At 62.3% G+C, this 12008-nt stretch carries 11 protein-coding genes; 6 read left to right on the top strand and 5 right to left on the bottom strand.

Going from position 1 to position 12008, the window contains the following annotated elements; translation table 11 throughout:
• Positions 1-8 precede the first annotated feature (8 nt).
• The 6 genes from WBP06_RS25345 to WBP06_RS25320 all read left to right on the top strand — a co-directional run bounded on the left by WBP06_RS25345 (position 9) and on the right by WBP06_RS25320 (position 7735).
• Positions 9-266, top strand: coding sequence for a cytochrome C oxidase subunit IV family protein (locus WBP06_RS25345; protein ID WP_395335179.1), 258 nt, complete (start codon positions 9-11; stop codon positions 264-266).
• Positions 267-1395: 1129 nt separating this feature from the next.
• Positions 1396-1968 carry an RNA polymerase sigma factor gene (locus WBP06_RS25340; RefSeq protein ID WP_395335177.1) on the top strand — a complete coding sequence of 191 codons (573 nt, stop codon included), beginning with the start codon at positions 1396-1398 and terminating at the stop codon, positions 1966-1968.
• A complete protein-coding gene (locus WBP06_RS25335; RefSeq protein WP_395335175.1) occupies positions 1961-2941 on the top strand; it encodes a FecR domain-containing protein in 981 nt (326 codons plus the stop codon). Before WBP06_RS25340 ends, WBP06_RS25335 begins: the two co-directional genes overlap by 8 nt.
• Positions 2942-3043: 102 nt before the next feature.
• Entirely contained in the window at positions 3044-5317 is a 2274-nt protein-coding gene (locus tag WBP06_RS25330) for a TonB-dependent receptor domain-containing protein (RefSeq protein WP_395335173.1), read from the top strand.
• Positions 5199-5612: a TonB-dependent receptor domain-containing protein gene (locus WBP06_RS25325; RefSeq protein WP_395335171.1), complete on the top strand. Its 414-nt coding sequence runs from the start codon at positions 5199-5201 to the stop codon at positions 5610-5612. Before WBP06_RS25330 ends, WBP06_RS25325 begins: the two co-directional genes overlap by 119 nt.
• A complete protein-coding gene (locus WBP06_RS25320) occupies positions 5606-7735 on the top strand; it encodes an Atxe2 family lasso peptide isopeptidase (RefSeq protein WP_395335169.1) in 2130 nt (709 codons plus the stop codon). The genes WBP06_RS25325 and WBP06_RS25320 overlap by 7 nt, the downstream gene beginning before the upstream one ends.
• Here the strand turns inward: WBP06_RS25320 and WBP06_RS25315 are convergent.
• The 5 genes from WBP06_RS25315 to WBP06_RS25295 all read right to left on the bottom strand — a co-directional run bounded on the left by WBP06_RS25315 (position 7726) and on the right by WBP06_RS25295 (position 12004).
• Positions 7726-9486, bottom strand: a complete 1761-nt coding sequence (locus WBP06_RS25315; protein WP_395335167.1) for an asparagine synthase-related protein — start codon at positions 9484-9486, stop codon at positions 7726-7728. The genes WBP06_RS25320 and WBP06_RS25315 overlap by 10 nt on opposite strands.
• The gene (locus tag WBP06_RS25310; protein ID WP_395335164.1) at positions 9486-10157 is read right to left on the bottom strand and encodes a lasso peptide biosynthesis B2 protein; all 672 of its coding nucleotides are present in this window, start codon (positions 10155-10157) and stop codon (positions 9486-9488) included. The genes WBP06_RS25315 and WBP06_RS25310 overlap by 1 nt, the downstream gene beginning before the upstream one ends.
• Before the next feature lie 74 nt (positions 10158-10231).
• A complete protein-coding gene (locus WBP06_RS25305) occupies positions 10232-10351 on the bottom strand; it encodes a benenodin family lasso peptide (RefSeq protein ID WP_132392713.1) in 120 nt (39 codons plus the stop codon).
• Positions 10352-10520: 169 nt separating this feature from the next.
• A complete protein-coding gene (locus WBP06_RS25300) occupies positions 10521-11132 on the bottom strand; it encodes a GntR family transcriptional regulator (RefSeq protein ID WP_395335160.1) in 612 nt (203 codons plus the stop codon).
• The gene (locus tag WBP06_RS25295; protein ID WP_395335157.1) at positions 11129-12004 is read right to left on the bottom strand and encodes a phytanoyl-CoA dioxygenase family protein; all 876 of its coding nucleotides are present in this window, start codon (positions 12002-12004) and stop codon (positions 11129-11131) included. Before WBP06_RS25295 ends, WBP06_RS25300 begins: the two co-directional genes overlap by 4 nt.
• Positions 12005-12008: the final 4 nt, after the last annotated feature.

Here is a 12008-nt window from a genome sequence, read left to right as displayed (position 1 = left end):
GAGCCCTGATGCCTTCAGTTCTGCAAAATCGCGCAATCATTGTCTGGACGATCTTGGTCGCTGCGACCCTCCTTTCGTTCGAAACGATGGTCGTGGGGCGTGATGGAGCCGCCCGCTGCGTGATCCTTATCGTCGCGTTCGCCAAGGTGACTCTGGTCGGGCGTGAGTTCATGGAGCTCAGGCACGCACCGAAGTATCTCCTCTGGCCGTTTCAAATATGGGTTGCGGTCCTCGGCGTGGCGCTCGTCGTCTTGTTCCTGGCTTGATCCAGAATCCGGGCCGGACATCTTGTTCATCTGACGCCCGTTATCGGCCCCGTCCCTAGGGAATAACGGCATTGTGCGGCATTGATGAATTACGGTCTCAATATGATTGTATTGCAGCCACTAAATTGAAAAATCGCCGGATAGAAAAATAAAACTTCGATAAAAATTAAAAAAGTGCGGGAAAGGATTTGTATGTTGATGGTTCGCTTAAGTGTCAGTTTAAGTTTTTTGACCGTTATTCCAAATTCGACTTGTGCTGAACGATCCGATTTCGTTCTGACGTCGCTTGAGCGGCCGGATTTGCCGCGAGCTTACGCGTCGTACGCACCCACTTGCAATAGTCCGTGTGGCTGGGCGGCGCTCCCCTTCACGCGCTAAGTTCCGTATAGGCTGTCGGTGTCGATCGTATCGCAGTGGGAACTTTGATGGGCAATGAACTTCGCCGCTGTCCGGCTGGCGGTGGCGATAAAACCCCATGAGTGAGCGCGTTGAAGGAAGTGCCTTGCGGGGCAGGTGGATGAGACATCGTCTCAAGCCATGGAATGCAGGCCGGGCATGTTCGGTAGAGATGTGAGGCATCGAAATTTATTCGCGCGCTCTAATGGCATCATCAATAGCGCTGACGAGCCCGTCGCTGGGGATTTGCTGCATTGCGTAATGTGGAGGGTGATTGAACGATACGTAGGCGCTTTGCCCTACTGATTTTTCGGCGGCCGAATAATTTTTCTATCCATTCCAAGTTAGGCATCAATTGGATGGCGTCTGGAAGGTGGCGGGATACGGCCAATCTGGTGTTTTAGGCAGTGTGTGAATTGTGTCGATCATGCCACATATGACAAAGTTGTAATTTCGTTCTTGAAGATCGTCTCGCATATAGTACCTTTTGCAAGCATCGTTCTTTTGTTCGATGCCGAGGCGTGAGAACCTCACAAGTGAATAGGGATAGTCTCGCCTTGCGGGAATAGACCGGATGGCTGATGCATATGTCCAGGACCCTTTGCGGTCTAAACGCGTCGGCGCATGTGCTTGCATGTTCTCAACATCCGGTTCCTACCGGCTCCGCCTCGCTAGTCGAGCGGAGCCGGTAGATGTTTTCCATGACTGATCTTGGTTTACCTGGCAGCAAGTCATGCGATTTGCCTTAGGGTTTGGTAGCGTCCCGCTCGGTGACGATGAACCTCTTCCCCCTGATGACGACCGGGTTTGCGCGGCTAGCGAGACGCTCGACCGAATTTACCGCGTCGAGCGCTCGGGGTTGCTGCGTTTCGTGATGCGCCGATCGCGTCGGGAAATTGCGGAAGATGTCGTCCAGCAAGCCTTCGCGCGATTTGCGGCACGCGGTAATGTGCATCAGATTGAGAACCCGGGAGGCTATCTGCGGCAATCGGCGGTCAACCTGCTGCGTGACAACGCCCGGCTGGCAATGCGCAATCCGGCGCCGTGTTCCGAGGTCATGGACGTTGCGGAAATTCCCGATTGCGATCCTGTGGCGGCACTCGAGGCCCGTGACCGTCTTCGCCGCATCGAAGCCGCGGTGGGCAAGCTCAAGCCTCTGACACGGCAGATATTTCTGGCGCGAAGGGTCTATGGTTATAGTCTCGCCGAAATCTCGAAGCAGACGGGTCTGAGTCAAAAGGGGGTCGAAAGGCACATGGGCATTGCGATCAAGAAGCTCGGCCAGCACTTGTGTAGCCATGACTGACCGGCCTCCGTACTCGCTCCCGGAGCGGCTTTACGAAGAAGCGAACCGATGGGCTGAGCGCTGCGATGCGGGTGAGCCTGGCGTAACGGAAAGCCTCGCGGCCTGGCTCGCCTCCGATCCACGCCACCGTCAGGCCTATGAGGAAAGCAGGGCCTTGCTGGGCGAAGCGCGGATCGTCCCCAAAGGTCTCGGTGGTTTTGACGGAAACCTGACGAAGGCTCCGTTCTACGCACGCCAAAGTACCCACATCGCGCTAGGGACTGCGGCGGCGGTCTTCCTTGTCGGTTTAGCGACCGTCTGGGCCAGCGGCCATCATCTCTTGCCCCAATTGGTGACCCCGGCCGAGGCGGCGACGTACGAGACTGGAATCGGGGAAATCAGGACGTTCCGCCTCGCCGATGCGAGCGCGATCACCCTCGATACCGATACCCGAATTTCGGTTTCACTTTCCGGAGGGATTCGTGACATCGTTATTGCGAAGGGCCGAATCAGGGTGGAAAGCGCGCCGGGTTCAGGCAGTTATGCGGTGAGCGCGGGCACAAACAGCGCGACGGTCCAGGGCGGTGTCTTCGATGCCTTCCTGACAGGTGCAGTGCTGCGAATTGCCGCTCCGCATGGGGCGGTCGAACTGAACGCGGCCGAGCCGCCAACGGGCGCGCCGCGGCAGATCGCTGCCGGTTCGCAGATCGAGATCGGATCGCCGGCAAGCACTTCCTCCGTTCCGGGGCCCGACGTTGAATGGGTTTCCGGGATGCTCGCGCTCAATGGTACCCGGCTTGATCAGGCTGTGGAGGCGATCAACCGTTACAATCGCGCCAAGATCCGCCTGGGCGCCGAAGAGCTGGGATCGCGCAAGCTCAGCGGCGCTTTTCCGGTAGGCGATCCCGAGGGGTTTGCCGAGGCGGTCGGCAAGATGCTGGATCTGCATGTTGACTTGTCAAATCCTGCTCAGATTGTCCTCTCGAAACAGTAAGAATTAGTTTCCAGAAAATGCGCTGAAAAAAGCGTAGGGCAAAGTCTCGTCCCATCGTTCCCCTCATGACCAGCCAATTCGTGGCGGAGGGGAAACAAAAAAATGGAAAAGAGAGCATATTCGGTCACGCTTTGGCTGGCGTCGACGTCACTTGTCGCATTTGTAGCCTGCCCTTCGGTCGCAATAGCGCAGCAAACTGTGCAACTATCCGTCGATTTGCCAGAGCAGCGCCTGGCGGATTCGCTTAGGGCTCTTGCGCTGCTCTCGGGCCGGACGGTCCTTGCGGATGACGGGAGCGTTGCCGCGAGGCGCGCTCCCGCTCTGCATGGAACCTTCACGCTCGAGCAAGCTCTTGACCGTCTTCTCGCAGGTTCAGGTCTGAAAGCGGAGGCTGCGGGCAACGGTTATGTCGTCCGCGGCGCGGCGCGCGGCGGCAAGGAGAGTGCTGCTGGGGGCGACGATATCGTCGTGACCGGTACGAGACTGCGCGGCACCGAGGTCGCTTCCCAGGTCATCGTCCTTGGCAACCAGACGCTTCAGGATTCCGGCTTCGGCGACCTTGGCGATGCTGCACGCAATATTCCGCAGAGCTTCGGCGGCGGGCAAAATCCCGGGATCGGCCTCAACGTCCCGGCTTCGGCGGGCGCAAATGCCGGTGGCGGTTCGACCGTCAACTTGAGAGGGCTCGGCAGCGACGCGACGCTGACCATACTCAACGGCAGGCGGCTTCCCTACGACACGGCGCTACAGGGCGTTGATATCTCGGCGATTCCGCTTGCCGCAGTCGACCGTATCGAAGTCGTCGCCGATGGATCTTCGGCGATCTACGGGTCTGATGCTGTCGGCGGCGTGGTGAACGTGATCCTGAGGCAGGACTACGAAGGCCTGCAGACCCGCGCCCGCATTGGCGGCGCAACCGAGGGCGGTGATTTCCAGCAGCTTTACGGGGTGCTTGCAGGACATCGCTGGAACGGCGGCGGCATGTTCGTGACTTACGAATACAACCGCAACACGGAGCTCAATTCGAATCAGCGCGACAGTACGGTCTCGCACCCGAACATGACGCTGCTGCCTGCAAGCCAGCGCCACGCCGTGGCGGCGCACGTGCATCAGGATCTGGTGACTGGCCTCACCTTTGAAGGCGACGTTCTCTACAACGAGCGAACAGGTTCGCTCACTTATCCGCTCAATGCGGCCTCCGATCCGCATGTCAGCCGTGTCGACCAGTCCTACAATTCCTACTCGCTCGCGCTGGCCGGTGCGCTTCACTACCGGCTCGGTCACTGGGACGTCACGGCAGCCGGGACATACGGCAAGGGGCGCAACGACCTTCTGGCCGAATACGTCTATAGCGATGTCACGGGGCTCACGTCCGCAAAGCGCTACCGCAATCGGTCGACCACCGGCGAACTTGCGGCCTCGGGTCCGGTGTTCCACCTGCCCGGCGGCGATGCCCGGATCGCGGCGGGGCTGGGCATCCGCGACAACGGTTTCGAGATCTATGCGGGGCCGGGAAATTACCAGAATGCGAAACCGAGCGAGACGGCCCGCTATGTCTTCGGGGAGCTCAACCTGCCGCTCATCAGTCCCGATCTTGGCGTTCCCCTGGTTCGCAAGCTGTCACTGAGCGGAGCGCTGCGTCACGAGGATTACGATACGGTCGGCCAGATCACGACGCCCAAGCTGGGGCTTATCTATGCGCCGGTGGACGCGCTGGAGCTCAAGGCTACATGGGGGCGCTCGTTCCGCGCGCCGAGCTTCTATGATCAGTACGGTGCCCAGACCGCCAGCCTTTACGCCGCCTCGCGCCTGGGCGGAATCGGCTATCCGGCGAGTGCGACTGCCATCCTGCTTGGTGGCGGCAATCAGGACCTGAAGCCCGAACGGGCGAGGAGCTGGTCGGCGACGGCCTCGTTCCATCCCGCTGCGCTCGCAGGCGCGAGGTTCGAAGTGACCTATTTTTCCACGAACTACGTGAACCGCGTCGTCACCCCGATCACACTGACGGCGCAATCGCTGTCCAATCCGATCTACGCGCAGCAAGTCACCTTGAACCCGAGCGCTTCCCAGCAGGCGAGCATCATTTCCGGTGTCGACCAGTTCTACAACTTCACGACGGGGGCGTACGATCCCTCGCAGGTCGTTGCCATCATCGACAACCGCAAGGTCAATGCCGGCCGCCAGACCGTTCACGGCATTGACGCGCTAGCGCAGTATTCGGCCAAGCTGGCGGGAGGCACAGCCGCGTTCGATCTCAATGCCACTTATCTTGTCAGTGAGCGCCAACTCTCGGACGGCCAGCCGATCGAGAACTCTCGCAGGCTATCTCTACAATCCGCCGCACTGGCGCGGACGGGCAGCGGCAAGCTGGGATGACGGTTCGTGGCGCCTGACAGGAACGCTCAGCTATATCGGCGGGGTCGTCGATACGCGTGCAAGTCCGCCGGACAAGGTGCACGGCATGACCACGCTCGACCTCTCGGCGCGCTATCGCTTCATTCGCGAAGGCAGCGTGCTCGATGGTCTCGAAGTCGGGGTGTCGGCGAACAACCTCTTCAATGCGATGCCAGCCCAGATCACCACCACGACCTGGGCCGATACGCCCTACGATTCGACAAACTACTCCCCGGTGGGGCGCTTCCTGGCTCTCGAGGTCGTCAAGAAATGGTAACGACGACTTCTTCCGTACTCGCATTGGCGAGCGCCGTGTTGGGGCTTTCGATCGCCACTCCGGCTGCCGCCGCAGACCGGTGCTCGGATCTCCTGCCGCCGGTCGTGCGGTCAGCTGGGCCCAAGCGCGACATCACGCCCGAGGATCTGGTCCGGCTCCGGCAGATCGGGCCGCTCGAGGCCGTAGTTCCGGCCCCGTCGGCACTTGCCGTCTCGCCAGACGGTCGCCAGCTGGCTTTCGTCATCACCCGCGCCGATCCCGCAACCAACAGCCATTGTGTCGGGCTTGCGGTTGTGGATGTGGCGGGTCGAAGTCCGCCCCGGCTGCTCGACAGGGGCGGCCAGCTCGCGCTCGTTTCCAACGAGTACCGAAAGCGGATCTGGGGCATCGGATATCCGCTGACGATCACGCCGCATTGGTCGCCCGACGGCAAGTCGATTGCCTGGCTTCGCCGGGACAATGACCTCACGCAAGTCTGGGTCGCCAATGCCGCTTCGGGACAGGCACGGCAGATCACGCATTCCCCGGTGGATGTCGAAGCGCTGGCATGGAGCCGCGATGGCAAGACGATCGTCTACGCCGGGCGCCGAGGGCAAGTGGAGGAGAGGGCGGCCTTTGCGAAGGAGGGGCTGACCGGATTTCACTACGATACCCGCTACGTGCCGATCATGTCGAACAAGCCGATGCCCGACGCGGCCATTCCCTGGACCGCTTATGTCGTCGATCCGCTCACGGGCGAGGAGCGTTCGGCCAGTCCGGAAGAGGCGGCGCTCCTTCCGCCAGACATGATCGGCAAGGTCGAGCCGCCGCCTCGAGCAGCAAGCGCCGAGGGGTTGCTGGCGGAGACCCACCGGAGTTCTGCCAATCCGGTCAGTCCGCTGCTCCTCTCGGTCCACGCGCCCGGCGGCGCCCCGATCGATTGCAATGCGGATGCCTGTCGCGGTTCGATCGACAGCATGTGGTGGACGGGGGATGGGAGGGCCCTGATCTACCTTCGGCGCGAAGGCTGGGCGCGCGGTGACAGCGCGCTCTATCGCTGGGTGCCGGGCGAGGGCGCGCCGCGTCAGCTGCTCAGAACGAGAGATCTTGTCAGCAACTGTGCGATGGCGCCGGACGGACTTGTCTGCCTCTATGAGCGGGCGACCGCACCGCAGAGGGTTGTGCGGATCGATCCCGCAACCGGGGCGATGCGCGACGTTTTCGACCCGAATCCGGAGTTCCTGGGCATCCGGTTCGGGCAGGTCCAGCGTCTCGAATGGCGTAACGACCAGGGCGCCGAAGTGCGCGGCGATCTCGTGTTGCCGCCCGATTATCGCCCCGGAACGCGGCTGCCGCTGATCGTCACCACCTATATGAGCAACGGCTTCCTGCGCGGCGCGATGGGCGACGAATATCCCATCCATGCCTTTGCGGCGGCGGGGTTTGCGGTGCTGAGCTTCAACAAGCCGCGCGCCGTCGCCGACGACAATCCGGGCCTCGATACGATCAAGAAAGTACAGGGTGACGGGATACGGAACTGGGCCTGGCGGCGCGAGGTCCAGTCGGCCATCGACCGCGGCGTCGACAAGGTGATCGCCATGGGCATCGCCGATCCGAAGCGGATCGGCATCAGTGGGCTAAGCGACGGGTCGAGCACCGTGCAGTTTGCGATGATCAACAGCCATCAGTTCGCCGCCGCTTCGATGAGCACCTGTTGTCTCGAGCCGTGGGCGGTCAATGTGGGTTACGGACCGGCATTTGCGGCGCATATGCAGGAGCAGGGCTGGGGCGCGCTCACTGCCGACGACCGCACATTCTGGGCACCGGGCTCGATCGTGCAGAGCGCGGCCGCTACCGACACCCCGCTGCTGATGCAGGTGGCCGATCGTGAATATCTTGGCGGGATCGATGTCTTTGCCGCGCTCCGGGAGCAGCACAAGGCGGCCGACATGTTCGTTTTCCCGGACGCCTATCACTTCAAGTATCAGCCCGCGCAGCGGCTGGCCGTCTATCGGCGCAATCTCGACTGGTTTGCATTCTGGCTCCAAGGCAGGATCGATCCCGATCCCGCCAAGGCCGCGCAATATGCGCACTGGCAGGAACTCGCCAAGGAGAGGGAGGCAGCTCAGCGCCCTCAGGATTGAGGGCGCTGGGCCGCAAGCCAGGCCTCGACCTGTGAGAGTTGGAGCAGACGCCTGTGGGCGGTGTCCCTGATTGGCCCCGTGTCGCTTGTGGCGCGTTCGACCGCATCGCTATCGATGAGGCCGAGCCGCCGCAGGTTACCGTCGAGCAGCATCGATCGCACGGTTTCGCGGTTCTTGCAGTAGACGTCGGCGACGAAGCTTTCGGGCGATCCCTTCGATTGCCGCATGACGATCTCCCTCGGCAAGCGGTCGGCGAAAGCGTCCCGGGCGATGATCCGGCTGCGGCCATCGCGGAACCACCACCAGCTTGGAACCCGAAGGCATGCCTCGACGACCGGCTGACTGGCGAGCGGACTGATATGCCGGACCGGACTGAGCAGGTCGCAATCTTCCGCCCATCCCTGAGCAGCGGCGATGACCGCCACGTGGGCGGCTGTGCCATGCTCTGCCTTGCCGGGGGCGCTGAGCCATGCGTGCGGTGCCTGCGATGCCAGATTGGCGATTGCATCAGGGGCAAGAAGGGCAAGGTCAGGCCTCCACCGAAACGTGGCGGATCGCCGGAACCGGCGGCGTGCAGCGCGCCACAGCACTTCGAGCGCGCCGGCCTGTCCGAGCGCGGCAACTGTCCTCGCGCACGACCACACCGTTTCGTAAGTGTCGGCATGGCGCAAGGCATCGGTGACTGGCGCCACCGAATTGAGAGCAAGGAACACGTTGTCGCCGCCCCCGCCATCGAGAGTGAGGTCGGCGCCAATTGCGTTGGCTGCGCTGGCGAGCGCTGCATTCGTCCCCTGCATGAAGACCCGCGAGCCGGGGAACGGCAAGTCCGCGCTTTCGGACCGCGTGACGTCGACAGCGCTCAGCGGAAAATCGAATTCTTCGAGCTGGCAGCCGAGGTGCCGCGCGACCATCCGGGCCCAGTTGCGCTCGTCGCCGGAGCTGTCCTCATGGACGAAGTTGGCGCAGCGATATTCGCCGCCAAGCGACGACAGGCAAGCGGCGAGGATCGACGAGTCGATACCGCCCGAGAGCATGAGGAGCGTCTTCGCCGCATCTCCCCTGAGAGCGCGGAGCGCCTGGTAAATCGCGCTGCGAACTTCATGCTGTGCCTGCTCCATGGTCTCGTACCACTGGGCGCGCTCAGCATGGGGCCAGGGGGACCAGGCTTCTCCCGTGGATGCGCCGCCAGGCCCGATCAGCAGTGCCGCGCCGCCCGGCAGGTTGCCGATCCCCGTCAGGCACGTGCCCTGTCCAGGGAGACCCGGGAACGCCAGCCGCTCGGCAAGTGCGCGGGCGTCAGGATTGCCCACGCCAACGCCGGCAATTGCGAGCGCGGCGACATCAGATGCCGCTATCCTCATCCCGTCCTTGAAGCCATAGAGGCAAGGCAGTTTGCCGAACGGCGCGCGAAGGACCGTGATCTCGCCGCTTCCGGGTGTGCGCAGCAATGCGACGTAGTTGCCCCAGAACCGGGTGACGAGGTGGTCCGCATCGACCGGCCGCTCCGCCAGCATACGACCGATGCTTTCTGCCGAGCTGGCGAGGTTGGTGCCGCGCGAGAAGACCTCGCCAATCACCATGCCGCGATCCTCGCCGAGATGATGATGAGTCAGTGCCGCCGAGACCGCAACAAAGAGGCGCGCGTCGCTGTGGCAGATTTCCAGACCGGCCGTACGCGCGCCCTCGGCAATGGCCTCGCGATCGGGGATCGGCCGATCCGGCGTGCCAATCACAGCGAGATAGCGTCCCATCATACGACCAGGATCGGGACATAGGGAGCGACAGTTCCGGCATCCTCGCATACGAGGCCCGAACCCACTTCCACCCAGCAATGCGCACTGAATGGCCCCAACTGCACGCCCATGACCATCCGGGCGCAAACGCCGGCTTTGGCAAGATCGGTCATGAGCGCCATCGAAGTGGGTAGGCAGCGCCCTCGGGGCGATCGGATGAGGCCGGCGTGGCGATAAGCGCTGGCAACACCTTGCAGCGCGGCGGCCGCATCATGTGCGGGCTGCAGGTTTTCGCGTCTGCTGATGACGTCCGCGATGTTTGCGGCAAGGGCTCTCGTACGGACCCGTCGGTTCCACAGGGACCTGTTTGCAAGCGCCCGCGCGGTGCCCAGCGGCGCAAGGCGTGAAACGGATGCAGACGCACCATCCTGCGCCTGCGCACTTGCAGTGATGGGGGTGCGGCGCGTGCAGGCCGTCAGCGGATAGCCATGCCCCATCGACAGAACGCCGATGCGTTGCAGTGCCTGCCTGACCGGGGTTTCCACCTCGCCAGTTTCGGCGAGCCGGTGAAACTGGCGGTCGAGGGGCTGGGGCAGGCAGAAGTAGCGATCCGCCTCGAGATCGAGGAAGATGTATCGCTCGCCAATGGCGCAGAAGCTCACGCCGCGGCGAAGTCCGTGACCCGACATGATCGTCTCCAGACACGTTGGCCCGATGATCTTGAAAAAGTGGCGCGCAGCCTGAGCTGCGCGCCACCTTGGACTCAGTCGTCCGACAGGCCTGCCTGCGGGCTGCCGATGCCGACATCGAGATCGTTGGGCTGCACGCCCTTGGTTTCGGTGCTGGCGGTGCCGAGTTCGATCGGCGTGTTTTCACGGTCCATCGTCTTTGCTCCTTCAACAAGCTGCCGGGATTGGCAGCAGAAGAAGCCTACGAATGAGCTAGCGATATACGAAATATATAGTGACTCTATATCGAGAATATATCGACTCTCGCGCGTTAAATGCGTTTATTGACTGTCGGTATATCGATCTTCGTGAAGGCAAGTGTTGCTATTCGTATGGTTTAAAGCGTCTCCATCGACGAATAAGCTCAAAAGCCGAGCGATGGCGGCGTTGATGATAAGACTTCAAAACTTTGCCGATTGAGTCTCCTGGAACCTCGGTAAGCGCAATTTTGAGTTCTTCGAATTCCCCGTCGACATCTTCCAGCAGGTCAGACTCGATATGACGAATCGCATGAAGGTTCGCATTGAGGCGCCGCATGGCGATGCGGTACTGCGAGTTGTTCGAACTGTAGACGAGGTCCGTGAGAAGGCTTGCCACGCGATCCGGATAATCGTCGCCCCGGCCGAGCCTGGCGGGATCGCGTCCCGCGAGCGTTCCGGATCGCAGCGAAAGACCGATGAGCGTGCGTGACCAGGTATAGAGATCGCGCAACGCCGGCTCATCGAGGGTGATAACGAAGAAGCCGCCTGGGACCAATGTTTCCACCATGCCCTCGCCGACGAGGCGATTGAGCGCCTCGCGAACCGGAGTGGCGCTGGCTTCCAGATCCTTGGCGATCGCTTTGGGGTCGAGGCGGAAACCGGGACGCATATCGCGGCGGGTTATGAGAAGCCGGATGTGCTCGTAGATCCGGTCCGATGTCGCGCCTGCGTTCATGACGCGCCTCCCTGCACGGCGGTGCGATTGTCGATCAGCGCTTGCTGATCGGGCCGGAGCGCGTCGATCGCGGCGAGCGGCCGGCCGAGATCGTAGTCCTCATCCAGCAGGATCGAGGGGCACTGGCCTTCGTAGTTGCCGAGGTTGGGCCGGTGCTGGCGGTAGCCCACCAATGCGGCAAGTTCGGGATCGAACTTGCGCGCAATCCCAGGTGGATAGGCGAGCCACTGCGCTTCGTACGGTTTGAGCCAGCCGAGCGAATAGCCGACGATGATACCGCGACGAACCTGGCTGGTACGGTTGCTGCCTGCGCCGTGCAGCGTCGAGCCGAGGAATAGGAGCGCGGAGCCCGGCGGGATTTCGACGGCAACCGGGTGGCCGCTCGGTTCCGGATCGAGAGCGGCGCTGCCATGGCTTTGCGGCCAGACCAAAGTCGCGCCGTTCTCGGCCGTGAACGGTGTAAGTGGCCACATCACATTGACAAGGTACTCGGCCGTGCCCTTGGCCGCGGACCACATGTCCTGGTCACGGTGCGGCAGTTGTGCGGGCGCACCGCCGTGGACGGCGATCGCCTGCGTCGTATTGAGCTGGATGCAATCACACCAGGGGAGCAGGATCTGCTCGACTATCGAGACGATGAGGCTGTGGCGCACTAGCGTTTCGGCGTGCGGTGAGCGGGCGAGGAGCCGGCCGAACCGCTTGGTCGTGGCGCCGTAGAATCCGCCCTCACAGAACGGCGTGCGATGGAAGCGAGGCGCGATGTCATCATCGAGCGCGGCAATGGTCTCGGCCGGAAGCGCGTTCTCGATCACGCAATAGCCGTGCTCGCTGAGATCGGCGGTGTAGCGGGCGACTTCGGAGAAAAGATCCATGATC

This window comes from Novosphingobium mississippiense, assembly GCF_044029535.1.
Classification (GTDB): Bacteria; Pseudomonadota; Alphaproteobacteria; order Sphingomonadales; family Sphingomonadaceae; genus Novosphingobium.
This window is presented reverse-complemented; position numbering and strand designations above follow the sequence as displayed.